Genomic DNA, 25526 nt, shown 5'->3' on the forward strand with positions numbered 1-25526 from the left:
TTTAAGGTAAATGCATTCTTTTTTTTTTGGATAAATTGGTTATTTGATTAGTAATGAGTGGAAAATTCAATCATTTACTATTTATTCTAAATTATATTAATATTTATTTTAGTGAATAATAAATGAATATTATAACATTTACTTCCATATTAAATACACTTTATATCGATTGTATAATTCAATATAAAGTACAAATTGCTTTCTCATCAAAGATAAAAAAGAATAATAATGGATTAGATTGTAAAAGAAAGGAATAAAAACAGAGTTGTTTGCCCATACTTATTGACAAATAATCATGCGAGTGGGGGTTAGGAAATGTTATATCTTCATGATGTTTGGGTGAACTGGTTTGAAGGGGAAGAGAATGGTTACAATGTTTGTCAATTTCATGAATGGCGAAAAGATGATGCAGTTGAATTATTGGATCAAGTACCATTACTAAGGATCACACCAGCACTATTTCATTATATTGAAAATGATTTATCTGAATTACCACAACAGCTATTGAATGACGTGTATCAAAAAGCGTATTTAAGAAAAAATCATGAAAGAGTGCAATTGGATTATTGTTTTGTCATTACTGATGGGACAAGCATTATGGCTGTTGATACAATAGGGTATCATATTCCAATTCGAAAGAGTAGATTGATACCAAGACAAGAACAACTTACATATGAAATGATTTCTAATCACGATGAAATGGAATATACTTTTGAACAAAAGCCGAGTCTAAAAAGTTTTCACATTCTTTCTCCAGATCCAGAATTAATGAAAGGCCTGACAAGGAAGGAAAGGCAGCTCAAACAATTAATGTTTATGGCATTAGATCAACTTCATAGTTCAGAAAATGAAGCGGAAATTCGCTATTGGTTTACAGAATGGATGCCTGAAGAGTATAAAAGTATTCAATCAATGGGTTTCCATGATGCATGGATGAATTTATATGAAGACAGTAAGATAGGTTGGTCTAAGAAACATGAAAGATTTTGTGAGAATATCATTAAAGGACAACCTTTTTTTGAAAAGTTATGGGAAATGGAAAATGGTTCAAAGGTAAATTAAATCAAAAAGGGACGCTCAATTTAATTTGAACGTCCCTTTTTTTATTTCCTTTTTCTTCCTAATCCCATAGCGTTTTCCATCTTTTTAACCATTTTACCTGCCACTTTATTGGCATTTTCTGCTCCTGCATCTAATATCTCATCTAATTCTGCTGATTCCATGAGATGATGATATTTATCTTGAATAGGTTTTAAGTGGCTAATAATTACTGTAGCTAAATCCCCTTTGAAATCACCGTACCCTTTTCCTTCATATTTATTCACAATATTTTCAATTGATTCACCTGAGAATATCGAGTAAATCGTTAATAAATTTGAAACGCCAGGTTTATTCTCTTTGTCAAAAGCAACGATGCCATCAGAATCTGTTACAGCGCTTTTAATTTTCTTCTCAATTTGTTTCGGTTCGTCCAAAATTGAGATAAATCCTTTTTTATTAGGGTCAGATTTACTCATTTTTTTCGTTGGATCTTGAAGTGACATGATTCGTGCACCCACTTTTGGAATGCTTACTTCTGGAATCGTAAAGATGTCATTGTATTTCTTGTTAAATCTTTCTGCTAAGTCCCTTGTTAATTCTAAATGCTGTTTCTGATCTTCTCCAACAGGGACAATATCTGTACCATATAATAGAATATCTCCTGCCATTAGTGGTGGGTAGGTTAATAAGCCTGCTGAGACAGCTTCTTTACCAGCAGATTTATCTTTAAACTGCGTCATTCTTTCTAACTCACCGATATAAGAAATACATTGTAACATCCATGCGGCTTGTGCATGTGCAGGTACTTCGGATTGAACGAATAGAGTTGCCTTATTGGGATCTAAGCCCACAGCAACATAAAGTGCTGCTAGGCTACGGATATTGTTTCTTAGTTGTAAGCGATCCTGTGGAACAGTGATAGCATGCTGATCGACGATACAAAAGTAGCAATCATACTCATTTTGCAACTCGACAAACTGTCTTAATGCTCCGATATAGTTACCAATTGTTATTGTGCCACTGGGTTGAATACCAGAAAAGAGTGTTTTCTTCATCATAATCCTCCTATTTGCTATGAGAAATGAACATATAAAAAGACCACTCATCCCTAAAAAATCTAGGGACGAATGGTCCGCGGTGCCACCCTAATTATTCACATATGTGAATCTCTTAAAGACAGATAACGTTAGTCTAACGTGAATCGATATATTCATGCTCAAAAAGTCCATTCGATTTAATAGGTTGCTTATTCTCACCTACCATAAGCTCTCTTAAAACCATCTTAAATGTACTACTCTTTTCTCACAGCAATTTGTATTATTTATTTGTAATCATAATATAATATATGTAGAAGTAAATCAAGTGAGCGTTATAACAGCAAAAAAAAAATTATTTGTTATATACCAATAAAAACTTATGAAAACCCTTACATGACAATAATAATACATGTTTCGACATTTTTTTGAAAAAATATAGATAATTTAGATTATTTAAAACGGGCTTGAAATAAACTTTTAAAGAAACTATAATAAAACCTACCAAACGACATCTTTACAAACATATTACATTTTGTTCGGTTACAGGTAAATGGAATGATGAAAAGGTGAGTTTATCGTAGTCTAATAGATACAAATTTTAATATTCAAGCTGAATTATCTGAATAGAGGGAATTTGTTCTATCAAAATAAACTCCTTTCCTTAGTATGCATTAAGGAATCAACTCTTTTTTTATAATAAAAATTGTTTGATTTTTTCATCAATCTACGCTATGTGAACAATTGTTATTTCTGTGAAGAATCGTTTGAATTAAAAATAGGGGGTTTCACCGTGAAAAAAAGATGGTCAATCTTTTTAAGTATGCTACTTTTAGCTAGCATGGTTCTAGCAGCCTGCGCTGGCGGAGGCGATGACAATGCAGATGGTGGCGATGGAGGTAGTGATGTACCTCAAGAATTAAAAGTAAATATTAATACTGAACCACCTTCATTAAATCCAGGTTTGGCTGAAGATTCTACTTCTGGTACTGTTCTTCGTAACGTATTAGAAGGATTAACTCGAATTGGTCAAGACGATAAACCAGCGGCCGCTATGGCGGAAGATTGGGAAATCTCAGAGGACCAAAAAACATACACATTTAATATCCGTGAAGATGCACAATGGTCAAATGGAGATCCTGTAATTGCAGAAGATTTCGAATATGCATGGAAATGGGCATTAGACCCAGCTAATCAATCAACATATGCATATCAACTATATTATGTTGAAGGTGCAGAAGCTGCAAACACAGGAGAAGGTAGCTTAGATGATGTTGGCGTTAAAGCTGTTGATGAAAAAACTTTAGAAGTTACACTAGCAAACCCAACACCTTACTTTCTTGAACTAACAGCTTTCTATACTTATTTACCAGTAAATAGTAAAATCGCAAAAGAAAATCCAGACTGGGCAACAGATGCTGGTGAAAATTATACAACAAACGGACCTTTCCACTTAGCTGAATGGTCTCACAGTGACCAAATTACTCTTGAAAAGAGCGACACTTATTGGGATAAAGACGCTGTAAAATTAGATAAAATTGAAATGTACATGATTAATGATCCAAATACTGAATTATCTATGTTTGATAATGGTGAATTGGATTGGGCAGGTTCTCCAACAGGAGCTCTTCCAACAGATGCAATGCAAGCACTTAAAGATGATGGTAGATTAGAAACACAAGCAATTGCTGGTGTTTATAACTACAAATTCAATACTACAGTTGAACCATTAGATAATGCAAATATTAGAAAAGCTTTAACTCACGCAATTAATCGTGAATCAATTATTAATAACATTACACAAGGGGAACAACTTCCAGCAATGGCAATCGTTCCACCTACGATGTTCCAAGAAAATGAAGAAGGGTACTTCCCTGATAATGATGTTGAAACTGCTAAAGAATTCTTAAATAAAGGTCTTGAAGAATTAGGATTAAGCGATGCATCAGAATTACCAGAAATCAAGCTTTCTTATAACACATCTGAAGCACATCAAAAGATTGCTCAAGCCGTTCAAGATATGTGGAGTGAAAATCTTGGAATTAATGTAACTCTAGATAATGCTGAGTGGAATGTTTTCCTTGATAGTGTAAATAGTGGAGACTTCCAAATTGCTCGTATGGGTTGGTTAGGTGACTTCAATGACGCCATGAACTTCTTGGAAATGTACAAAGATGCTGACGGTGGAAATAACAACACTGGTTGGGAAGATCCTGAATTCCAAAAATTACTTGAACAATCACAAACTGAAACAGATGCTGAAAAGCGTCAACAAATGTTAAAAGATGCAGAAGCTATCTTTATGGATGCGATGCCAGTAGCACCAATTTACTTCTACACAAACAACTGGGTTAAAGATGAAAACTTAAAAGATGTATTTGTATCTGGTTTAGGTGATGTTCAATATAAATGGGCTCACTTTGAATAATTTGATCTTTTAAATGTAAGGTATATGGGATGAAACTTCCTATATACCTTCGTTCTTGTAATAGGTATTATCCTTCTAATGGTAAAATTGTATTATTTTATCTATTGTGAGAATTGCAGTTGTAGACATACTGACCTCAGTAAAATCAATTGGAGGTGTTGGACAATGACGAAATATATAGGAAAACGTCTGTTATATATGATAATTTCATTATGGCTAATTGTAACGGCAACATTTTTCCTTATGCGCATTGCACCTGGAAACCCGTTTGCTTCAGAAAAGAAACTACCACCAGAAATTGAAGCGAATTTACAAGCACATTATGGCTTAGATCAGCCATGGTATCAACAATATTTTGATTATCTAATCAATGTAGTTACATGGGATTTTGGCCCATCTTTTAAATACAAAAGTCAAACAGTTAATGATTTGATCACAGAAGGATTCCCTGTATCTTTTGTATTAGGCTTTCAAGCAATACTAATTGCCGTTGCCTTTGGTGTTTTATTTGGTGTTATCGCTGCTTTAAGACAAAATAAATGGCAAGATTATTCAACAATGGCTGTTGCTGTTTTAGGGATATCAGTGCCATCATTCATAATGGCAACATTTTTACAATATTTCTTAGCAATAAAACTGCAAATATTCCCTGTAGCTCGTTGGGAATCATTTATGCACACCATTTTGCCTGCTATTGCACTTGCAGCGGGACCGATGGCATATATCGCAAGACTCACACGATCTAGTATGATTGAAGTATTAGCAAATGATTATATTAAAACTGCTAAAGCAAAAGGCTTGAGCGGTGGTGTAATTACAGTTAAGCACGCAATGAGAAATGCTCTTCTTCCGGTAGTTACTTATTTAGGCCCATTAACCGCGGGTGTTTTAACAGGTAGCTTTGTTATCGAGAAGATTTTCGGTATTCCAGGGTTAGGTTTCCACTTCGTAACAAGTATTACAAATCGTGATTATACAGTAATAATGGGTGTGACAGTGTTTTATAGTATTCTTTTACTATTAGCTATTCTCCTAGTGGATATTGCGTATGGAATCATCGACCCAAGGATTAAACTAGCTGGGAAGAAAGGAGAATAATCAATCATGCAAAGTGCGAATGATAAATTCAAAGTTGTCGGCACACAATTAGATGATGCTGAAAAGATTTCGAAGCCAAGTCTTTCATTTTGGAAAGATGTCTTCATTAGATTCCGAAAAAATAAGCTTGCTATGTTTGGTATAGTCCTACTTATTATTCTCATCTTCATGGCAATCTTTGGACCATATATGACAGAATATGACTACAAGTCAAATGATTTAACAAATAAGAATCAGCCACCTTCTGCTGAGCATTGGTTCGGTACCGATGATCTTGGACGAGATATGTTTGCTCGTACGTGGGAAGGTGCTAGAATTTCCATCTTTATCGGTGTTGCAGCTGCGTTAATCGATTTATTTATTGGTGTTGCCTGGGGCGGAATCGCCGGATACAAAGGTGGTAGAACCGATGAAATAATGATGCGTGGTGCCGATGTTTTATCAGGTATTCCTTACTTGTTATTAGTTATCTTATTAATGGTTGTACTTGGCCAAAGTTTAAGTACGATGATTATCGCTATGACAATAACCGGATGGATAAATATGTCCCGGATTGTTCGAGGGCAAGTACTTAGCTTAAAGAATCAAGAATTTGTTCTTGCTTCTAAAACCTTAGGTGCAAATACAACAAGAATTATGGGTAAACATTTAATTCCAAACTCAATGGGTCCAATTTTAGTTACAATGACATTAACAATTCCTTCTGCAATCTTTACAGAAGCTTATCTTGGATTCCTAGGATTAGGTTTAACACCGCCTCTAGCGAGTTGGGGTACAATGGCCAATGATGGTTTACCAGCGTTAAGATATTACCCATGGCGATTATTCTTCCCTGCGATCTTTATTTGTTTAACCATTTTTGCATTCAATGTAGTCGGTGATGGTCTACGTGACGCACTCGACCCAAGAAGCCGTAAATAAGGAGTGAGAACATGGAAAAAATTCTCGAAGTAAAAGATCTAAAAGTCTCATTCCAAACTTATGGAGGGACGGTACAAGCTGTTCGTGGTGTTAGCTTTGACCTTCATAAAGGTGAGACATTAGCTATTGTTGGTGAATCAGGTTCAGGTAAAAGTGTTACTTCACAAACACTTATGAAACTAATTCCAATGCCTCCAGGACAAATTACTGGTGGAGAAATTCTTTTCTATGGTGATGATATTGTACCTAAATCAGAAAAAGAAATGGAAAACATACGCGGTAAAGATATTAGTATGATCTTCCAGGATCCAATGACTTCATTAAACCCAACAATGAAAGTTGGTAATCAAATCATCGAAGGTTTGATTAAGCACCAAGGCTTATCTAAAGCAGATGCCAAAAAACGTGCAATAAAATTATTAGAGCTAGTTGGTATTCCAATGCCTGATAAACGAGTGAATCAATATCCGCATGAATTCTCAGGTGGTATGAGACAGCGCGCAATGATAGCTATAGCTTTGGCTACAAACCCTAAATTATTGATTGCTGATGAACCTACAACCGCTCTTGATGTAACTATTCAAGCTCAAATTTTAGAGTTAATGAAAGAGTTACAAGCGAAAATGGATACTTCTATTATCTTTATCACTCATGATCTAGGCGTTGTTGCCAATGTGGCAGACCGTGTAGCTGTTATGTATGCTGGTCAGATCGTTGAAATAGGCACAGTAGATGAAATCTTTTATGATCCGAAGCACCCTTATACTTGGGGACTACTTGCTTCTATGCCAAGTGTCGATAATGATACAAAAGATGAATTAGCTGCGATTCCTGGTACGCCACCAGACTTAACAAATCCGCCAATTGGTGATGCATTTGCTGCAAGGAACAAATATGCATTAGCCATTGATTACGAGGAAGAACCACCAATGTTTCAAATTTCTGAAACACATTTTGCGAAAACTTGGTTGTTACACCCTGATGCACCTCATGTTGAACCACCTGCAGCGGTGAAGTTGCGTCAACGTCAAATGTCCTCCAATTTTGATAAACCAGTAATTGTGAAGGAGGGTATTTAAGTTATGACAGAGAAATTACTTGAAATAAAAAATCTAAAACAACATTTTAATGTTGGTAAATCGAATATGGTTAAAGCGGTTGATGGCATTACCTTTGATATTTACAAAGGTGAAACCCTTGGTCTAGTTGGTGAGTCAGGTTGTGGGAAATCAACGACCGGTAGAACAATTATACGCTTGTATAATGCCACTGATGGACAAGTTTTATTTAATGGTGAAAATGTTCATGGTAAAAAGTCAACCAATCAACTAAAAGCATTTAACCGTAAAATGCAGATGATTTTCCAAGACCCTTATGCATCCTTAAATCCTCGTATGACAGTTGCGGATATCATTGCTGAAGGTATTGATATTCATGGGCTTGCAAAGTCGAAAAAAGAGCGTATGGAACGCGTCTATGAGTTACTTGAAACAGTAGGCTTAAATAAAGAGCATGCTAACCGTTATCCACATGAGTTCTCTGGTGGACAAAGACAGCGTATCGGTATTGCTAGAGCGCTGGCTGTTGAACCTGAATTCATTATTGCTGATGAACCGATTTCTGCTCTTGACGTATCTATTCAGGCACAAGTTGTTAACCTAATGAAAAAACTTCAGCGTGAAAAAGGGTTAACTTACTTATTCATTGCTCATGATTTGTCAATGGTTAAGTATATTAGTGATAGAATTGGTGTAATGTACTTTGGTAAGCTAGTTGAACTTGCCACTGCGGAAGAGTTGTATAGCAATCCTATGCACCCTTATACACAATCATTATTATCTGCTATTCCTTTACCTGATCCAGAGTCAGAAAGAACACGTCAACGAAAAACATATGACCCAGCTGTTCATCAATATAGTGCTGATGAGAAGGTTGAAATGCGTGAAGTTCGTCCTAATCACTTTGTTTTCTGTTCTGAAAAAGAATTTGCACAATACCAAAAAGAACATAAAAGTTAACTTAAAAGCGATCTCTTATTGAGGTCGTTTTTTCGTTGATTAAATTTGCTTAAGACCTGCCTCCATCCTAAAGATTTATTTTCGAAACAAATATTCAGTTAGGAAAAATATGAATATTAGGAATATGTTTAGTGCTTTCAATCACTAAAATGTATGAATATAGTATACAATAGTTTGTATGAAATTACTATCGCAAAAATTAAAATATTTCTCATTATTACTATTTTCTTTTGCATTGTGTTTAACTTCTAGTAGAATAGGAGATAAGAAAAAGAAAATAAATGGATGAGGAGGGAAAAATAGTGAGGTCGATTAAAGTTGCTTTTTTCTTACTTTTATTAAGTGTAGTCCCACAATTAGACCATGCGAATGCTGAACAACAAAGTTATCAGCTTCATGCACAGAAAGAATATGCTGGCTTTTTAATGGAATTACCTGAACAAATGAAACGGTTTACATACGATTCAGGCTACGACTTTACCTACCCAGACGCTATTAGAGGTATTTATGTTACTGGTCCATCAGCAGGAGGAGCAAATTTTGAACGGTTATCTAATTTTGTTGATAAGACAGAATTAAATTCGATGGTTATTGATATTAAAGATGATTGGGGAAACCTTACATACCAACCGGAAGATGATAGTAAATATAAGGATATTGTCGAACCTTATATAAAAGATACGAAAGAGATGTTAACGACATTAGAAGAAAAAGAGATTTACCCTATTGCGAGGGTCGTTGTTTTTAAGGATTCAACACTAGCCAAGTTAAAGCCTGAATGGTCGTATAAAGAAGGAAATAAAGTATGGACAAACGGAAGAGGAGAAGCCTTTGTTAATCCGTTTATGGAAGAAGTGTGGCAATATAATGTAGATATTGCCATAGAAGCAGCTAAAATGGGATTCCAGGAAATTCAATTTGATTATGTTCGATTCCCTGAAGGATTTGAGCATATGGCTGATTCATTGAAGTATAGTAAAGGAAAGTATACGAACGGTAAAGATGATGTTCAGCTGAGAGTAGATGCTGTTACAGACTTCGTTAAGTTTGCGAAAGAACAGTTAGAGCCTTATGGTGTCAAAGTATCTGTTGATATTTTTGGTTATACGGCTACTTTACCAGAGGCACCTGGGATTGGACAGAACTTCTCAAAAATCTCAGAACATGTGGATGTCATATCTTCAATGATCTATCCAAGCCACTGGGGGCCATACTTTGGGATTCAAAAACCAGATTTAGAACCTTACAAGCTTATTAAAGAGTATGCAAAGGTAGAGAATGCCAAACGGGAGGAACTAGCTTCTCCGCCTATTTCTAGACCTTGGCTACAGGATTTTACTGCATCTTATTTAGGTACCGGTAATTACAAGCCTTATGGTAAGCAAGAAATAGAGGATCAAATTAGGGCTCTGAATGAGGAAGGAATTGACGAATTCTTATTATGGAATGCCGGCAATCATTATACGGAAAATGTTGATTATACCCCATTAAATTAAAAAGAAGCAGCTGATATGATGTTTATCAGCTGCTTATTATTTGACACTTATTGTGTATGCGTTATCATAGTATATAGGATGAGGATTATTTCTTCTTTCCGCCCACGTTTTTCCATCCGGTTTGCATAAATGCAGATTGGTCTACGAATTCGGATTTTTTCTTGCCGCCAAAAAATTTTATTCCCAAGCTGTTTATTAGTACACCTAAAAGGGAAGTTAAACTGAGTATGAGCAATGAAACGATAATCAAGTCTGAAAAGTAACCAATCATTGATAAACCTCCAATTTTCTTTTCGGAAAATTCAAGTTATTCTGATGATGTTCTATTTCTAATAATAAAGCATTTATTAAAGAATGAAAAGAATGAAAATCACAAATACTTTGATAGAGCGTAACAACTTAGTTTATTTATACGTGAATGATGACTTATTTATACGATTTTCTTATACAAGAAGAGAAAGCTGGAAGTTTATCACGACTGGAAATATTTAAATAACAAAGGGGTTTGGTCCATGCATTGGTATGAAAAATTGAATCAGTATTTTCCTGTAGAAGAGATGAAGTCAAAAGAGCATATGGAAACACTTTTGAAAGAGAGACCTGATATTTATCATAAAGATGAGGGTCCAATGCATGTGTTAATGTATGTTGAACTTGAAACTTTTGTCTTTATCGACTACTTATTTGTGTCGAAAGATTCAAGAGGACAAGGTTTAGGACATAAGTTAATTGATCAATTAAAGGAAAAAGGCAAACCGATTATACTAGAAGTTGAACCTGTTGATTATGAAGATACTGATACAGAGAAACGCTTGAAATTTTATAAAAGAGAAGGCTTTGAGCACGCTCAATCTATAGGTTACCGTCGTCGATCTCTTGCAACAAATGAAGTGAATGCAATGGAAATTTTATTCTGGGCACCTAATAACGAAACGGAAGAAATGATTTTTGATGCAATGATTAAAACCTATGAATTGATTCATACTTACAAAGATACTCAATTCTATGGTGCATCTTATCAACCAGTAGATGAAGTCCTTACTTTTTCTGAGAATGACAATAATAATGATCTTTTAAAAGATATTTAATCCCTAGAAATCCCGAACAATCTCGATGTTCGGGATTTCTTTATAGAAAGAATGGCTCAACATCATTTTCTTATAAAGTTCTTTTCATTTAAAGTCGATTATTGAGAAAGTAAATGTTTATTCTTAAAAAAAAAGGGTAAATGTCTATCATAGTTATATAAGTTAAATAGTAACAGATTTCATTATTCTATAATTGAACAGTTTGTGAACAAATAAAAAAATCAATATTTCATGAAACCTTTCTTAAATGAAAACGTCTTATATTATAGATTCACTAAGGCAGAAGTTAATTGTTTAATTGGCATTAAAGTGTATGAAGAATAGAAAAATATATATCATCTGTTCCACAGATGGTGTATAATGAAGTGGAACAGCTTATTTAAATTAATTATAAATTACAACATTAGTTACAGCCTAGTGGATTATTCTCAATGAGAAAGTAAGCCTGTTCATTGAAAATGGAAACAAGTGTAACAATCAGTAAGAATAGCATAATTAAACAATTACGGCGAATAAAATATACTTTAAATTTCTAAGGAGTGTGAAATTGTAAAATGGTCACATTATACACTTCACCAAGTTGTACATCATGTAGAAAAGCAAAAGCATGGTTAGAGGCAAACGATATTGCATACAAAGAAAGAAATATTTTCTCAGAACCTTTAGCGATTGATGAAATTAAAGAAATCCTTCGTATGACAGAAGATGGAACAGATGAGATTATTTCTACACGTTCTAAAACATTCCAAAAGTTGGATGTTAATCTTGAAACGATGCCTTTACAGGATTTATTTGAATTGATAAGAGATAATCCTGGTTTATTAAGAAGACCGATTATCTTAGATGAGAAAAGATTACAAGTAGGTTATAATGAAGATGAAATTCGACGCTTCCTTCCTAGGAAGGTTCGTACGTATCATCTACGTGAGGCTCAAAAGTTGGTTAACTAAAACCATTCGTACTTCACTAAAGTGTGCTTAAATGAAAACGAACAAGTCCTTTTTATACGGATTTGTTCGTTTTTTAGTTTCTATAAAAAGAGGTTTTGTACATCTTTTGATATAAGAAAAGCGTAGGTTAGGAGATTTGCGCGTTCATCTGCAGAGAAACCAGCAAAGATAGCCGAACCAATTTCTTTAATCTATTCACTAGACATTTCTGATACATAATAGAGGAAGAACTACATTTTCCCCCATGATATTCGTACTAATTATTTTACTGTTATTCATACCCGATTATTTCTAAAATCCATAACAGCGTTTTATCACAAATCAGTAGTGAAAAAAGCTTTTCATCAGCCTAAGCTTGTTTCTTGTAGGGGACAGGTTTTTTTGATAAAATACAAACACAATAAATATATATTGTATAAACGAATATAGGCATTCATTCGTTTTTTGCCAATTGTATTTTTGGGCATTCCCTTTACAGCATATTTATCATAAAATATAACAAAAGGTAAAACATAATAGGTATATCTGTTTTTACACGTTATTTTCTCATTATTCTTGCTAGAATGATCACTAAAAGAATAATTTTCTTGAAATAGGGTAAATGGTAGTAAAGTAGTACAAATTAGGGGTTATAATCCCTTCACAAAAAGCAAGAAGGGAGAGTTGCTAAGTGGAAATCGAGAGAATTAATGAAAACACGGTGAAGTTTTATATCTCGTATATTGATATTGAGGAAAGAGGCTTTGATCGTGATGAAATATGGTACAACCGAGAGAGAAGTGAAGAACTTTTTTGGGATATGATGGATGAGGTTCACACAGAAGAAGATTTTGTGATGGAAGGTCCATTGTGGATTCAAGTTCAAGCACTTGATAAAGGATTAGAAATCTTAGTAACGAAGGCGCAGTTATCTAAAGACGGTCAAAAGTTAGAGCTCCCTGTTTCTGATGAAAAAATGAAGGATTTTGCTGTAGATGAAAGAGTAGAAGCAATGCTTGATCAATTACAGGAAAATGAAGAAGAGGAAGCGGAAGAAAAATTAGATTTCGTTATTGCCTTTCGAGACTTTGAGGATATCATTTCATTAGCCAAGCGAGTGGAACTAGGAAATGTTCATACGCAACTGCGTTCATACAAGAATAACTATTATTTAATCGTTGAATTTCCCGAGGAACAATTTGAAGAGGATGAAATTGATAATATTCTTAGTATACTACTTGAATATGGGCATGAAACAGATACAACCATTCACGTCATTTCTGAATATGGAAAGGTAATTATCGCTGAAAATGCTTTAATTGAACTAAAAAAATACTTTTAATAAAAAAGCCGATTTCGTTAAGAAGTCGGTCTTTTCTTTTTATGCAGGAATAAAGAACGAGAAGGGAGAAGTTAGAATGTATAGAAAGGATGTGAACCCTATGTTAAAGGCAATAACGAATGATGGCAAACTTATTACTGCTCAAGATGTGCAATACGGTAAATTGAAGGAAAAGTCTTTTTACTGCCCAGAGTGCAAGGATGTTGTCATTTTAAAGAATGGCATCTTTAAAAAGTCTCACTTTGCTCATAAACCGCATAGTCAATGCTTTGAATCATATGAAAAAGAGTCAGAAATCCACTTGAAAGGGAAATTATTGTTATACGATTTATTAAAAAAATACTATAGAAATGTTGAGATTGAAAAATATTTCGCTAACATCCATCAAAGGGCGGATCTCAGTTTTGAACATAACGGAGGTGTTTATGCCATTGAGTTTCAATGTTCAATCATTCCCACAAAAATAGTTCATAAACGTACAAATGGTTATATAAAGTCAGGAATAAAACCACTATGGATATTATCCCACCAACAGCTCCATACTATAGGGAATCATTTATTTTCTTTCACTGCTTTTCATTATTCTTTTCTTCAGCAAACTTCCGCTAATAAATTTATCATCCCTATTTTAAACGTTGATACAGAAAATTTGTATTTACTCTCACATCTCCTACCAATTTCTACGAAAAAGTCTTTTGCCCATCTAGATCTGAAACCACTTCGCTCGAATAATTTGTACGAATTATTAAACCTAAGAAATAATAGAATGAGAATGAGCTTTTCTTCTTGGTTGCGGGAAAGGGAGAATATAAAAAGGTATGGAAGCTTTAAATATAGCTCATTTTCTAAACGGTTTAAAGATGAAATCTACCGTTGCGGGTTTCATATGGGAAATCTACCAGATTTTTGTGGTCTCCCTGTAAGGGGGAGTGCTAAGCTAAGTACTTCACCAATTCAGTGGCAAACATATATTTTTATAGATATATTACGACATGAAGAGTTATTTTCTCTAGAAGATGCGTATGATTCCATGCAATGCCGCCTGGAGAGAAAAGATATTCGTATACGCGTAGAGGTACCCATAGATCTTAAAGAAGTAATCGATGCTTATTTATATCTTTTAAACATTATAAAAGTAATTGAGAAAATTGATGGTACCACATTTCAAATCAGGTCTTCTGATATGAAAAATAAGAAAATAAGTAAGGAAGAAGGGGAAATGATTATGAAAATGGCATTAAGATGATATTGAAGTATTTTAAATAAATTGGTGAAACATAATACTGAACAATTACTTTCATTTGATGTAAGATAGTAACAGATAGTAATTTTTAACATAATGAATGTAGGAGGAAAACAATATGGCTAACGATTCTACAGTTAAGAAACTACCAACAAGAAACGAGGTACCAGTTGAAGAAACTTGGCGTCTTGAAGATATTTTTTCAAGTGACGATGAATGGAATAAAGAATTTAATGAAGTAAAAGAGTTATCTAAAGAAGCAGGCAAGTTTAAAGGGATGTTGCATGAAGGTACAGAGGTTCTTTATGATGTTTTACAATATCAAGATCACTTACTTTCTCGTATTGTGAAGCTCTTTACATATGCAAGAATGAGATATGATCAAGATACAACAAATGCAACGTATCAAAGTTTAGATGATAAAATCAAAGGGCTGTATTCAGTGGTTGCTAGTGAACTTGCTTTCATAGTGCCAGAAATTCTTGCCATTGATGAAGATCAATTAGCTCAGTATATAGCCGAGAAAGATGAATTAAAAATCTATGAACATGCACTTGAAGAAATCAATCTTCAACGTCCTCATGTACTTACAGCAGAAAAAGAAGCTCTACTTGCACAAGCATCAGAAGTAATGGATGCCTCAAGTAATACTTTTGGAATGTTAAATAATGCTGATTTAACATTCCCATCGATTAAAAATGAAGAGGGAGAAGAGGTTGAAGTGACACACGGTCGATTTATCAACTTCCTAGAGAGTGATGATCAGCGTGTACGTCGAGATGCTTTTCGTGCGATGTATACAACCTATGGACAGTTTCGTAATACATTCGCTAGTACGTTAAGTGGAAATGTGAAAAGAAATAATTTCAATGCAAAGGTACGTAACTATCAATCAGCTCGACATGCCGCTTTATCGGCGAACAATATACCAGAATCTGTTTATGATCAATTAGTAAGCACGATTAATGATCATCTTCATTTGCTTCATCGTTATGTGAAACTAAGGAAAAAAGTTTTGCAATTAGATGAATTGCACATGTATGATCTCTACACACCTTTAGTCAAGGATGTAAAAATGGCGATTACTTATGATGAAGCGAAAAAGCTAATGATTGAAGGGTTAGCTCCTTTAGGTGAGGAATATCGTAGTATTTTGGAAGAGGGTCTACAGAATCGCTGGGTAGATGTTTGGGAGAATAAAGGGAAGAGAAGTGGTGCCTATTCTTCTGGTGCTTATGGTACGAACCCTTATATCCTCCTTAATTGGCAAGATAATATCAATAACCTTTTCACATTAACACATGAATTTGGTCATTCTGTTCATAGTTATTACACACGTAAATCGCAACCATATGCTTATGGTGATTATTCCATTTTTGTGGCTGAAGTAGCATCAACTTGTAATGAGGCGCTATTAAATGATCATTTATTAAAAACGATTGATGATGATAAAAAACGTTTATTCTTACTCAATCATTTCTTAGAAGGGTTTAGAGGAACGGTATTCCGTCAAACGATGTTTGCTGAATTTGAGCATGAGATTCACCAAATGGCTCAAAATAATGAGGCTTTAACAGCAGATGCACTTACTGAAAAGTATTATGAACTGAACAAGAAATACTTTGGTGGTGAGGATATCATTATTGATGAGGAAATTGGATTAGAATGGTCAAGAATCCCTCACTTCTATTACGATTATTATGTATACCAATATGCTACCGGTTATAGTGCTGCAACGGCTTTAAGTGAGCAAATTTTAAAAGAAGGAAAACCTGCAGTGGATCGCTTTATTGGTTTCCTTAAAGCAGGTAGTTCTGATTACCCGATAGAAGTGCTTAAAAAAGCGGGTGTGGATATGACAAGTTCAGAACCGATAAAGGCAGCATGCAAAGTGTTTGAAGAAAAGTTAAATGAGATGGAACAATTGTTAGAAACGATTTAATATTATTATCAAGCAGCCTTTATCAAATGATTTAGGCTGCTAACTTAAGGAATTGAGTATACGGAATACAGGTTAAATCAGTAGGTAAGAACGGGTCAGAGGTTGTACATATAAAAAAGTATGAATAGTTACCACAATCGTTTGAAGACTGAATATATCGTTTTAATGGTGTGGGCAACAAAATACCACAAACATTATTTAAGTTGGTCAAAATTTTTTTAGACCAGGCCAGAGACCGCAATGACGACAGAACGGTTAACCAGATGATTGTTGAAAGCTGTCTTTCTCAACGGATGCGACCTATAATAAGCTTGTGTTTTCAGAATTTTTTAATTGATTATTAAACTTATAAACCTTTATTTGTATAGGTATAAGGGAGAGACGTTCTTTGGGGGAAAGGACCATTTATAAAAGTGAAGGGAAACAGCTTATTACTCAACATTACGATAATTATCTAGAGTCGTTTGAATTTGATGTTGAGCAGATATATGTTGATACAAGTTATGGTGAAACACATATTCTTATAGCAGGACCACCAGAAGGAAAGCCTATTTTTATATTTCAGGGTGGTAATTGTATAAATCCAATGACTTTATCTTGGTTTTTACCACTCGTAGATACATACAGAGTTTATGCACCAGATACAATTGGTCATCCAGGATACAGTGGTGAAAGTAGAATTTCAGCGAAGGACAATAGTTTTGCCCAATGGATAAAGGAACTAATGGATTACTTTAATATAGATAGTAGTGCATTTGTTGGTCCGTCCTACGGTGCAGGTATTATTTTGAGATTAGCCACGTTTATGCCAGACAAAATTGACTGTTCTGTTTTGGTATCACCAGCAGGAATAAGATTAGGATCTAAGATGAGAATGATTAAAGATATTTTACTTCCTTTAGTCTTATTTAATGGTACTTCATCGCAAAGATATCTCAATAAAATCACTGATATTATGTAAGATAATAGTATGAGGGAAATTGATAAAAAAATTATTGGAGATGTATTTAAATATATTAGACTTGAACAAGAAATGCCGAAATTAACTACGAAGGAAGAATTAACACATTATAGTTCTCCCACTTTAATTATAGCAGGGAAAAAAGATATCTTTTTTCCTGAAAGTAGATTAAATAAAGTAGCTAGAGAAATCATTCCAAATTTAATTGCATTTAAGACTTACGATATGGGACATTTCCCATCTGAAGAGCATCTGATAAACATTAACAATGATATTGTAGAGTTTTTAAAGAATTATTACTAACCCTGTATCTTTTAACTTATGGAGCTTTAATGGAACTTGGAACTTCAAACCAATATGGGGTTCCTTTAAATGGTTTAAAAAATCCAGCACTATTCTTGATCATAACTAATTATAATGGCAGTTCACTATAAGTAGTAGAGAATTTGACAATAATGTGAAATGGTACACAAACTATTGCGAGCTTAAAAAAGCCATGGTATATTTGTATTGTGAAGTTAATCACAAACAAACAATTTACCCCTTTGTTTGATCGTGAAAAATTTCTCCCATCCCCTTTGTTAAATATATTTACATGAAAAACCCTACGCCTCATGAGAGAGTGTAGGGTTTTTTACTATGTGGATTGAAGGTTGATTGACTTATGTTTTTAATAAAAATAAATGACACACCGTCCATAAACTGATTCCCACTTGATTGGATTTTACAAGCCATTTTGACTAAGAAAAAGCATTAGATAGAAGTTTCGTTGCACTTACAAGAGAAGCAAATGGTGTGAACAATAAAAGAGTGTGTTAGGCATTGACAGGGAGTGTGAGCATGAATAGGGGAGACGCTTCATACTGTAATGTACTGTAATGGTGAGGTTTTTCCTTTTAGTCCGCCCTTTTACCACGGCATAAAAAAGACTGATGATAAGTATCATCAGTCTAGTGATTTCCAAAAAGATCCGTGCTTTGCAGGTACTTGCTCAACCACTTGCTTCAGTTGAAGTTTTTTCATTTCTTTATTTACTTCTTGCTCCGTCATATTATAGACGACTGCTATTTCTGAAGTTGCGACAAGTTTATAATGTTTAATAAACAGCTCTATGTCAGGTAATGGAGAAGGTTCGAGTCTATATGGAACCATTTCCTTTAGTATTTGCTCATACACATCAAAGCTGTACTGCCCTGTAACTTTTATGCCTTCATCTTCAATGTTTTCATTGAAGAACACCATCGTTGGAATTTCTTCTACATCCATCTCAGCTGTAATCTTTACATCACATTGAAATGCTTTTGCAGCACTTTCCGAATGTATATCGGTTACAAATTCAACTACGTCTAAGCCAATTTGGCTGGCGCATTCTTTTAATACATCAAAGTCTGATACATTTTTCTTTTCGAGAAACAACTTCTCTTGAAGTTTTCTCAAAAAACGAATGCCGGCTTTTCTGCCCTGTAGTTCGGCTGCCTTAATGGCAATGGAGGCTAACTGAGGGGATAATACCGGATTTTCGTACCAAACAGAGCCGTCACATGACATCCCTGATCGACTAGCGGTTTTCTCCCATTGTTCAACTAATTGGTCGTAGTTTTGTCTTTTGCCTCTATTTAAAGCATTGAGCTTCCCACTTATTACATGCTTGAGAGAAAAATACCGACCATATTCTACAGACAGTTTTTTAATTATCGGCTCTAAACTCCAACATTCTGGGCATAGCGGATCAATAAACATATAGATTTCTAACGGCTTATTTTCACTACCATGACAATGTGGTGAGACAGATTTACTTTCAAATTCTTCATGATTCATTTGTCATCACCCTCTAATTCATCTTTTTCAGGTGTATTTACCATATGTTGTGCTGTGAGAGTCAGTCTCTCGAGAAATCCTTCTTTCAAGCGTGTATCCAATTCGACTTCATTCATTGCATCCTCCATACAAGAGAGCCATGCCTTCGCACGTGTCATTGTGATGGCAAAAGGTAGGTGCCGTGCTCTCAGCATCGGGTGACCGTGTTCTGAGGTATATAATGGCGGGCCGCCTAAAAATTGTGTCAGAAACTGCTTTTGTTTTCTAATTGTTTCAGTTAGATCGTCAGGAAAGATTGGGACGAGCTCAGGATGTTGTCCAACCCGTTTATAAAATGCTTCAACAAGTAGGTGAAGTTTTTCCTCACCTAACGCGTCGAACGGAGTATTGATATTCTCGACCATTGTGATAGAACCCCTTTAAACAAAAGTATGTTAATAAAAGCGATGATTATTTCATCAGCTAGACATAATTCCTTCATGTTTTGATATTATTTTATCAATGTAACGGCTATATCTCAAACAAATAGCTTTGTGCCACGAATTAATATTAAGTATGCAAGTATTTTCAGTTCTATTATATGGGGCAGATCTCTTGGAAAACAAGTACGGAGGATGATTCTCGAGGTTGGATTTCTAAAACAAAAAAGTAGTGACTCAAAAATGAAGTCACTACGATACTTAGACAAATTGTTTTTGGTTTAGTAAATTCTCTGTCACCTTTTGAACATAGTTTTGTGTTTCTTTAAAGGGTGGAATGCCATTATACTTATCAACATTACCAGGACCAGCATTATATGCTGCTAAAGCAAGCTCGGTATTATTCCCATAACGATCAAGCATTTGTCTTAAATATTTTGTTCCTGCCATAACATTTTGGGTGGCATCAAATCTATCATTCACACCAAGCCACTTAGCTGTTTCGGGCATTAATTGCATCAAACCACCTGCACCTGCTGAACTAACTGCATTCGGATTAAAGTTGGACTCTTGTTGAATAACAGCAGTAATTAATTCAGTTGGTACGTTATAGGCGGATGCAGCTTGATGAATGATATCTTGAATTGATTGATCACTATTCTCTCCTTTAAACTTCGTAAGCTGTACAGGAGGAAGAGAAACAGGTAAAGAGGTGAGCATTGTTTCGGCTATCGTTTGAACTGCTCCTATCTCTTGTGAGAAATCAGCAGAAGAATCATTCATTCTTGCTGTAATTGAATTTGATAATAATTGTGAAAAATCAGTTGTATTGCTGTTTTGTGTTGTATTTGGAAGAAAGGTTTGTAAGCTTTGCATTTGCATTAATAGTTTAAGCTGATCAATATTCATTATGACTCTCCTCATATGTCCTTGTTAATCATCTATTCTTCTTTTCTGAACTTCCCGAAATAATCTTTTCACTTTGTTCTCTGTTTTTCTTATCGGTATATTCATCTCTTTTAATAGTTTTTTAAAGGAATTTAAGCCATTTTCCCTATTCGAAACCTCATATTCTAATTCATAGTCCACCTTATTTAAATATTCACTATAATCTAGGACGATTAAACCGTCCTCATTATTTTTTTCTGCACGGCTTGTTAATAAAGAACCAAATAATTTAAACGTCTCCTCAGGGAAATGGAGGTCACTTTTAAGTGAAGCTAAATATTGCTTATCGATGTACCCTTGTTTGATGATATGCTTTGCTTCTTCCGGTTGAAGATCATGGTTTGTTTCTAATAAGCCATCAGGGTGAGGCTGCTTTAATGTAAGTTCGAATTGATTATATTTTTCTCTAATTCGAAGCGCACATCCTTCGTTTTTTAAAAAGAAAGTTGGCGTATCAAAATAATAATTGATTTGAGTGAAGAAATCTTTGTCTTCTATATGAAGCTGCTTTTTTAATTGAACAAATTCCAGTTCTGTAAGCATATTTTTAAATTCAATTTCTATATTTTGTGACATGATTAATCCTTCCTATTCTCTCGACTACATGTATAATCAAATAAGGGATACTTGATTTCTTAATACTTATCATTATTATGGCGCTGTATCTCATAATCTGCAATGTTCTTTGAGATTTTTTCCCCTTCTATGGTAAAATGTAAGAGTTTGGAGGTAGATGAAATGAATAAAAAAGTAGAAGTACAAAGTGCGTTATGGAATGATGAAGGAAAGGAATTATTATTAGAAATTGACTCCACTTTATCTGTGAATGATTTCGAGCCAAGAGAACAGATGCTAGTAGATTCCGACCATTTATCATTTATATACATAACAGAAAAAAATGATGATTATACATATATCATGTTACATGAATCATTATGGCAACAATTAAAGCAAGCATTGGTTTTTAATGGTGAAGTGTATTTGCATGATGGAAAAGAAAAGCTTAAATTACCTTTATTTCAAGAGGAATTACAATATCTTATTGAAAATATACGGGGTAACAGTAATTATGGAGATGAAATGGTTGAGAAAGTCGAGGCTATGTTTGAATAACTTCTCTACTAATAAAGAGTAAATCATGTACCTAAGTTTCTTTCGTCGCTTTATTGCAAAAATTTCTAACTAAATCAAGTTAGAGAAATGAACTTACATAAGGGTGGTGCATGTATGAAGCATTGGGATCAATTTTTAGGTCCATATAAACAAGCTGTAGAAGAGTTAAAAGTGAAACTAAAAGGGATGAGAAGTCAGTTTGATTTCGTTCCAGAGCACTCTCCTATAGAATTTGTGACCGGCAGAGTAAAACCTATAGCTAGTATATTAGATAAAGCCAACCAAAAAGGAATTCCACTTAACAGGTTGGATGTAGAAATGCAAGACATAGCAGGTATGAGAATGATGTGTCAATTTGTTGATGATATCATGAAGGTAGTAGAATTGTTACGTATGAGAAATGATTTTGAAGTGGTGGAAGAAAGAGATTATATTTCTCATGAAAAAGCAAGTGGGTACCGCTCTTATCATGTAGTTATTGCTTACCCTGTACAAACTATCCATGGGGAGAAAAAGATATTAGCGGAAATTCAAATTAGAACGTTAGCGATGAATTTTTGGGCCACGGTTGAGCATTCATTAAATTATAAATATAAAGGCCAATTTCCATCTGATATTCAAATGAGATTACAAAGAGCAGCTGAAGCAGCCTTTAGATTGGATGAAGAAATGTCATCGATTCGAGGAGAAATTCAAGATGCACAAGCATTTTTTTCACAAAATAAAGAAAAGCAGCAAAAGAATAAGTCATAGAATGAAAAATAAGAGGAGCTACTAAACAATGAGATTTGCGATTACGTCTAAAGGTGATACGAAATCGAATACATTGATGCATAAGATGAGATCGTACTTACTTGATTTTGATCTTGTATATGATGAAGAACAACCAGATATAGTCATTTCTGTTGGTGGCGATGGAACTTTGTTGTACGCATTTCACAGATATAGCAGCCGCCTTGATAAAACAGCATTCGTTGGTGTTCATACGGGGCACTTAGGATTTTATGCTGATTGGGTACCTGATGAAATTGAAAAGCTTGTAATCGCAATAGCAAAAACTCCCTTCCAAGTGGTTGAATACCCTCTTCTTGAAGTCATTGTCCGCTATTTGAATGGTGGCAAAGAAACAAGGTATTTGGCTTTGAACGAGTCTACAGTTAAAGCTGTGAATGGTACATTTGTGATGGATGTAGAGATTCGAGGTCAGCATTTTGAAAGATTTAGAGGAGACGGTTTATGTTTATCCACGCCTTCAGGGAGTACGGCTTATAATAAGGCATTAGGTGGTGCGATATTACATCCGTCATTGCCCGCTATTCAATTAGCTGAAATGGCATCGATTAATAATAAAGTGTTTAGAACAGTCGGTTCACCTTTAGTTTTACCAGCACACCATGCTTGCCTTTTAAAACCTGTGAATGAACCGGATTTTAAGATTACAATCGATCATTTATCGCTTTTGCATAAAGATGTAAAATCAATTCAATACCGTGTAGCCGATGAAAAAATTCGCTTTGCTAGATTCAGACCATTTCCATTTTGGAAAAGAGTACATGATTCATTTGTTGCTGATTAACTGCGTGACTTTGGGTAAAATGGATGCTAGTTGAATGGAAATCCGAACAATTTATTCTAATTCTGTCAAAGGGTTTGAATATGTTCGGATTTTTCTTTCCTGTAAATGCAAAAATATATAAGTCCAGGTATCCATAAGCAAAATAAAAAAAGTTACTATTACCAAGCATCCAAGCTTTTGACAAAGATAATGGCAATATCATTCATATTGTTTGCACACTAAAGGAGCATGATGTAGACGCTTTAATCTGCTGTCCACAGCAATTTTTGTAAGGTAGGCTGGAAAAATAAGCATCATTTCACTCGTATCCCAATGCTTTTTAAAGAACTGTCTTTGTTTGCATTTACTTCGTTTATAAGGAGAAAAAAGAATGTTTACTTTACAATGGCAAATTGATTCACTTGATACACCAGTTAATATTAAATCATTCCTATCACAGCAATATATTTCTAAAACCGCTTTAACAGATATAAAGTTTGCTGGAGGTTTTATAAAAGTGAATGGAGTAGAACAAAATGTGCGGTATATGCTTAATAACGGCGATGTATTAGAGGTTGGCTTTCCACTTGAGAAAAGAAGTCAAGGTTTGCAGCCTGAAGATATTCCGCTCTCCATTCTTTACGAAGACGATGCAGTATTAATCGTTGTGAAGCAAGCAGGTATGAGCACCATTCCATCGCGAGAACATCCAGAGGGAAGTTTAGCGAATGCTTTATTAGGTTATTATGACAAGCAAGGAATAGAGTCCACTATTCATATTGTTACAAGACTAGACAGAGAGACGTCAGGTTTAGTGTTAATTGCCAAGCATCGACATGTTCACCATCTTTTAAGTCGTCAGCAGCAAAATAATGGTGTTCAAAGGAAATATAAAGCTTTTGTGTGTGGGTTAATGGCAACAAAGGAAGGGTGGATTGAGGAGCCAATTGGCAGAAAACCTGATAGCATTATCGAAAGAATGGTTAGCCCAAATGGCAAACATGCAGCGACTTACTTTAAACAACTATCTCAGCAAAAAGAAAGACAATTCACTGAATTAGAATTGTCTTTAAAAACGGGCAGAACCCATCAAATACGAGTGCATCTTTCTCATATTGGTTTTCCTTTAATAGGAGATAATTTATATGGCGGTTCGACTAAATGGTTGCGACGTCAAGCCTTGCATTGTTTTTCCCTATCTTTTACTCATCCTATATCGAAGGAAATCCTGACCTTTTCCATTCATTATCCAGAAGATATGCAAGCATTATTAAGTTAATCAAAGCGAGCAAATTTACCCTCCTGGAAGGGAAGGGAAGAGGAAACAGATACAGTCTGTAATTCAGGGTACTTAAGAGCAGTTAATTTATTGCCAAAAACGGCGCCAGTATCAATATTATATGTTTGATTGATTTTACGCACTTCTCTCACAGGTGTATGGCCGTAAACAATTAATGTTTGTCCAGCATAATTTTGTGCCCAATCTCTTCTAATAGGAGACCCATTTGGATGTTTCTCTCCTGTAATATCACCATAAAGAGCAAATGTTTTTACTTTTTTATCTTTTTTACCAATCCACTCTTCCTTCATTCCTGCATGTACTAATAATAGTCTGCCTTCGTCTAGTAAATAATAAAGAGGAGATTGTTCGTATAACTCGATAAACTTACGAAGTATATCTTTTCTTTCTTGTTTATTTAAGCTTTGTAATTCCTCTACTGTCGTTTCTAAGCCGTGAGTAGTCTTTACAGGATTTCCTAGTGCATAGCGGTATAATTTATTGCAGTGATTGCCAGGAACATAATAGGCTCGATTTTTTTTTATTAATTGGTATACGGTTTGAATGACTTTTAATGATTGTGGACCACGATCAGTTAAATCACCGATAAATGCGAGCTGCCTATCGTGTCTTAAAGGAATGCCTGAATGCCAGTCATAGCCTAGCTGAACGGTGAGATCCTTAAATTCTTTATAACAACCATGAATATCCCCAATAATATCTAGTTTCATTTACAGTCCCTCACTTTTAAGGTAGTTTGAATCGTTTAGATATGAAAGTTATACAATTCTTATCGTTTGCATTTTTATTTTTCATATGTTTAGATTTTATTTCGACTAATTTTATTAAAAAG

The 25526-nt window shown here is 34.6% G+C and carries 25 protein-coding genes and 1 other annotated feature; of the genes, 18 read left to right on the forward strand and 7 right to left on the reverse strand.

From position 1 onward, the window contains the following. Nucleotides 1–315: 315 nt before the first annotated feature. Complete coding sequence (locus tag LCM23_RS15330) at nucleotides 316–1062, forward strand: YjbA family protein (RefSeq protein ID WP_095369805.1); 747 nt, start codon at nucleotides 316–318, stop codon at nucleotides 1060–1062. A gap of 41 nt (nucleotides 1063–1103) precedes the next feature. Here LCM23_RS15330 and trpS read toward each other — a convergent pair whose 3' ends face one another. Further along, nucleotides 1104–2096, reverse strand: a complete 993-nt coding sequence (gene trpS / locus LCM23_RS15335) for a tryptophan--tRNA ligase (RefSeq protein ID WP_095369804.1) — start codon at nucleotides 2094–2096, stop codon at nucleotides 1104–1106. 61 nt (nucleotides 2097–2157) lie between these two features. Next, nucleotides 2158–2356: a binding site (T-box leader), on the reverse strand. A gap of 512 nt (nucleotides 2357–2868) precedes the next feature. Between trpS and LCM23_RS15340 the strand changes: the two genes are divergently transcribed. The 6 genes from LCM23_RS15340 to LCM23_RS15365 all read left to right on the forward strand — a co-directional run bounded on the left by LCM23_RS15340 (nucleotide 2869) and on the right by LCM23_RS15365 (nucleotide 10036). Further along, nucleotides 2869–4503, forward strand: coding sequence for a peptide ABC transporter substrate-binding protein (locus LCM23_RS15340; RefSeq protein WP_224937744.1), 1635 nt, complete (start codon nucleotides 2869–2871; stop codon nucleotides 4501–4503). A 165-nt stretch (nucleotides 4504–4668) separates the two neighbouring features. Beyond that, nucleotides 4669–5601, forward strand: coding sequence for an ABC transporter permease (locus tag LCM23_RS15345; protein WP_224937745.1), 933 nt, complete (start codon nucleotides 4669–4671; stop codon nucleotides 5599–5601). 6 nt (nucleotides 5602–5607) lie between these two features. Then, nucleotides 5608–6522: an ABC transporter permease gene (locus LCM23_RS15350; RefSeq protein ID WP_095369801.1), complete on the forward strand. Its 915-nt coding sequence runs from the start codon at nucleotides 5608–5610 to the stop codon at nucleotides 6520–6522. A gap of 11 nt (nucleotides 6523–6533) precedes the next feature. Further along, on the forward strand, nucleotides 6534–7601 hold the full coding sequence (locus LCM23_RS15355; protein WP_224937746.1) for an ABC transporter ATP-binding protein: 1068 nt from the start codon (nucleotides 6534–6536) through the stop codon (nucleotides 7599–7601). A gap of 3 nt (nucleotides 7602–7604) precedes the next feature. Beyond that, complete coding sequence (locus tag LCM23_RS15360) at nucleotides 7605–8540, forward strand: ABC transporter ATP-binding protein (RefSeq protein ID WP_224937747.1); 936 nt, start codon at nucleotides 7605–7607, stop codon at nucleotides 8538–8540. A gap of 281 nt (nucleotides 8541–8821) precedes the next feature. Next, the gene (locus LCM23_RS15365; protein WP_263624271.1) at nucleotides 8822–10036 is read left to right on the forward strand and encodes a putative glycoside hydrolase; all 1215 of its coding nucleotides are present in this window, start codon (nucleotides 8822–8824) and stop codon (nucleotides 10034–10036) included. An 85-nt stretch (nucleotides 10037–10121) separates the two neighbouring features. Here the strand turns inward: LCM23_RS15365 and LCM23_RS15370 are convergent, their stop codons facing one another. Continuing rightward, on the reverse strand, nucleotides 10122–10307 hold the full coding sequence (locus tag LCM23_RS15370; RefSeq protein ID WP_224937749.1) for a hypothetical protein: 186 nt from the start codon (nucleotides 10305–10307) through the stop codon (nucleotides 10122–10124). A gap of 241 nt (nucleotides 10308–10548) precedes the next feature. On the opposite strand from LCM23_RS15370, the gene LCM23_RS15375 reads away from it, so the two are divergent. From LCM23_RS15375 to LCM23_RS15405, 7 genes are all read left to right on the forward strand, one after another. After that, nucleotides 10549–11124, forward strand: coding sequence for a GNAT family N-acetyltransferase (locus tag LCM23_RS15375; RefSeq protein ID WP_095369796.1), 576 nt, complete (start codon nucleotides 10549–10551; stop codon nucleotides 11122–11124). Between the two features lie 554 nt (nucleotides 11125–11678). Then, on the forward strand, nucleotides 11679–12074 hold the full coding sequence (spxA, locus tag LCM23_RS15380; RefSeq protein ID WP_095369795.1) for a transcriptional regulator SpxA: 396 nt from the start codon (nucleotides 11679–11681) through the stop codon (nucleotides 12072–12074). Between the two features lie 670 nt (nucleotides 12075–12744). After that, nucleotides 12745–13395: an adaptor protein MecA gene (mecA, locus tag LCM23_RS15385; protein ID WP_224937750.1), complete on the forward strand. Its 651-nt coding sequence runs from the start codon at nucleotides 12745–12747 to the stop codon at nucleotides 13393–13395. A gap of 76 nt (nucleotides 13396–13471) precedes the next feature. Beyond that, complete coding sequence (locus LCM23_RS15390) at nucleotides 13472–14641, forward strand: competence protein CoiA (RefSeq protein WP_224937751.1); 1170 nt, start codon at nucleotides 13472–13474, stop codon at nucleotides 14639–14641. A gap of 115 nt (nucleotides 14642–14756) precedes the next feature. Beyond that, the gene (pepF, locus tag LCM23_RS15395; protein WP_224937752.1) at nucleotides 14757–16580 is read left to right on the forward strand and encodes an oligoendopeptidase F; all 1824 of its coding nucleotides are present in this window, start codon (nucleotides 14757–14759) and stop codon (nucleotides 16578–16580) included. Between the two features lie 388 nt (nucleotides 16581–16968). Then, entirely contained in the window at nucleotides 16969–17541 is a 573-nt protein-coding gene (locus tag LCM23_RS15400; RefSeq protein ID WP_224937753.1) for an alpha/beta fold hydrolase, read from the forward strand. A gap of 9 nt (nucleotides 17542–17550) precedes the next feature. Continuing rightward, the gene (locus LCM23_RS15405) at nucleotides 17551–17844 is read left to right on the forward strand and encodes an alpha/beta fold hydrolase (RefSeq protein ID WP_224937754.1); all 294 of its coding nucleotides are present in this window, start codon (nucleotides 17551–17553) and stop codon (nucleotides 17842–17844) included. A gap of 642 nt (nucleotides 17845–18486) precedes the next feature. Here LCM23_RS15405 and LCM23_RS15410 read toward each other — a convergent pair. The 4 genes from LCM23_RS15410 to LCM23_RS15425 form a co-directional block, all read right to left on the reverse strand. Continuing rightward, the gene (locus tag LCM23_RS15410; RefSeq protein ID WP_095369791.1) at nucleotides 18487–19359 is read right to left on the reverse strand and encodes a ClpXP adapter SpxH family protein; all 873 of its coding nucleotides are present in this window, start codon (nucleotides 19357–19359) and stop codon (nucleotides 18487–18489) included. After that, the gene (locus tag LCM23_RS15415; RefSeq protein WP_095369790.1) at nucleotides 19356–19763 is read right to left on the reverse strand and encodes a globin domain-containing protein; all 408 of its coding nucleotides are present in this window, start codon (nucleotides 19761–19763) and stop codon (nucleotides 19356–19358) included. The genes LCM23_RS15410 and LCM23_RS15415 overlap by 4 nt, the downstream gene beginning before the upstream one ends. A gap of 276 nt (nucleotides 19764–20039) precedes the next feature. After that, a complete protein-coding gene (locus tag LCM23_RS15420) occupies nucleotides 20040–20687 on the reverse strand; it encodes a lytic transglycosylase domain-containing protein (protein ID WP_224937755.1) in 648 nt (215 codons plus the stop codon). A gap of 24 nt (nucleotides 20688–20711) precedes the next feature. Beyond that, complete coding sequence (locus LCM23_RS15425) at nucleotides 20712–21302, reverse strand: CYTH domain-containing protein (RefSeq protein WP_224937756.1); 591 nt, start codon at nucleotides 21300–21302, stop codon at nucleotides 20712–20714. Between the two features lie 162 nt (nucleotides 21303–21464). Between LCM23_RS15425 and LCM23_RS15430 the strand changes: the two genes are divergently transcribed. From LCM23_RS15430 to LCM23_RS15445, 4 genes are all read left to right on the forward strand, one after another. Beyond that, nucleotides 21465–21839, forward strand: a complete 375-nt coding sequence (locus LCM23_RS15430) for a UPF0738 family protein (protein ID WP_095369787.1) — start codon at nucleotides 21465–21467, stop codon at nucleotides 21837–21839. A 114-nt stretch (nucleotides 21840–21953) separates the two neighbouring features. Next, entirely contained in the window at nucleotides 21954–22592 is a 639-nt protein-coding gene (locus LCM23_RS15435) for a GTP pyrophosphokinase (protein ID WP_095369786.1), read from the forward strand. A 28-nt stretch (nucleotides 22593–22620) separates the two neighbouring features. After that, a complete protein-coding gene (locus tag LCM23_RS15440) occupies nucleotides 22621–23415 on the forward strand; it encodes an NAD kinase (RefSeq protein ID WP_095369785.1) in 795 nt (264 codons plus the stop codon). 370 nt (nucleotides 23416–23785) lie between these two features. After that, nucleotides 23786–24673 (forward strand): RluA family pseudouridine synthase, encoded by an 888-nt coding sequence (locus tag LCM23_RS15445; protein ID WP_224937757.1) that lies wholly within the window; start codon nucleotides 23786–23788, stop codon nucleotides 24671–24673. Here LCM23_RS15445 and prpE read toward each other — a convergent pair. Next, complete coding sequence (gene prpE, locus LCM23_RS15450) at nucleotides 24670–25404, reverse strand: bis(5'-nucleosyl)-tetraphosphatase PrpE (RefSeq protein WP_224937758.1); 735 nt, start codon at nucleotides 25402–25404, stop codon at nucleotides 24670–24672. The two genes, LCM23_RS15445 and prpE, sit on opposite strands and share 4 nt — an antisense overlap. Between the last annotated feature and the right edge of the window lie 122 nt (nucleotides 25405–25526).

Source organism: Cytobacillus kochii, from assembly GCF_020171845.1.
GTDB classification, from domain to species: Bacteria; Bacillota; Bacilli; order Bacillales; family Cytobacillaceae; genus Cytobacillus; species Cytobacillus kochii.

Excerpts from the sequence above, each read along its gene's own strand:
- LCM23_RS15365 (WP_263624271.1), top strand. The coding sequence starts at position 8,822 with ATGGATGAGGAGGGAAAAATAGTGAGGTCGATTAAAGTTGCTTTTTTC.
- LCM23_RS15390 (WP_224937751.1), top strand. The coding sequence starts at position 13,472 with ATGTATAGAAAGGATGTGAACCCTATGTTAAAGGCAATAACGAATGAT.
- LCM23_RS15360 (WP_224937747.1), top strand. The coding sequence starts at position 7,605 with ATGACAGAGAAATTACTTGAAATAAAAAATCTAAAACAACATTTTAAT.
- LCM23_RS15405 (WP_224937754.1), top strand. The coding sequence starts at position 17,551 with ATGAGGGAAATTGATAAAAAAATTATTGGAGATGTATTTAAATATATT.
- LCM23_RS15370 (WP_224937749.1), bottom strand. The coding sequence starts at position 10,307 with ATGATTGGTTACTTTTCAGACTTGATTATCGTTTCATTGCTCATACTC.
- prpE (WP_224937758.1), bottom strand. The coding sequence starts at position 25,404 with ATGAAACTAGATATTATTGGGGATATTCATGGTTGTTATAAAGAATTT.
- LCM23_RS15420 (WP_224937755.1), bottom strand. The coding sequence starts at position 20,687 with ATGAATATTGATCAGCTTAAACTATTAATGCAAATGCAAAGCTTACAA.
- LCM23_RS15410 (WP_095369791.1), bottom strand. The coding sequence starts at position 19,359 with ATGAATCATGAAGAATTTGAAAGTAAATCTGTCTCACCACATTGTCAT.
- LCM23_RS15345 (WP_224937745.1), top strand. The coding sequence starts at position 4,669 with ATGACGAAATATATAGGAAAACGTCTGTTATATATGATAATTTCATTA.
- LCM23_RS15330 (WP_095369805.1), top strand. The coding sequence starts at position 316 with ATGTTATATCTTCATGATGTTTGGGTGAACTGGTTTGAAGGGGAAGAG.
- LCM23_RS15350 (WP_095369801.1), top strand. The coding sequence starts at position 5,608 with ATGCAAAGTGCGAATGATAAATTCAAAGTTGTCGGCACACAATTAGAT.
- LCM23_RS15445 (WP_224937757.1), top strand. The coding sequence starts at position 23,786 with ATGTTTACTTTACAATGGCAAATTGATTCACTTGATACACCAGTTAAT.
- LCM23_RS15375 (WP_095369796.1), top strand. The coding sequence starts at position 10,549 with ATGCATTGGTATGAAAAATTGAATCAGTATTTTCCTGTAGAAGAGATG.
- LCM23_RS15425 (WP_224937756.1), bottom strand. The coding sequence starts at position 21,302 with ATGTCACAAAATATAGAAATTGAATTTAAAAATATGCTTACAGAACTG.
- LCM23_RS15430 (WP_095369787.1), top strand. The coding sequence starts at position 21,465 with ATGAATAAAAAAGTAGAAGTACAAAGTGCGTTATGGAATGATGAAGGA.
- LCM23_RS15435 (WP_095369786.1), top strand. The coding sequence starts at position 21,954 with ATGAAGCATTGGGATCAATTTTTAGGTCCATATAAACAAGCTGTAGAA.
- LCM23_RS15440 (WP_095369785.1), top strand. The coding sequence starts at position 22,621 with ATGAGATTTGCGATTACGTCTAAAGGTGATACGAAATCGAATACATTG.
- LCM23_RS15355 (WP_224937746.1), top strand. The coding sequence starts at position 6,534 with ATGGAAAAAATTCTCGAAGTAAAAGATCTAAAAGTCTCATTCCAAACT.
- spxA (WP_095369795.1), top strand. The coding sequence starts at position 11,679 with ATGGTCACATTATACACTTCACCAAGTTGTACATCATGTAGAAAAGCA.
- LCM23_RS15415 (WP_095369790.1), bottom strand. The coding sequence starts at position 19,763 with ATGGTCGAGAATATCAATACTCCGTTCGACGCGTTAGGTGAGGAAAAA.
- pepF (WP_224937752.1), top strand. The coding sequence starts at position 14,757 with ATGGCTAACGATTCTACAGTTAAGAAACTACCAACAAGAAACGAGGTA.
- trpS (WP_095369804.1), bottom strand. The coding sequence starts at position 2,096 with ATGAAGAAAACACTCTTTTCTGGTATTCAACCCAGTGGCACAATAACA.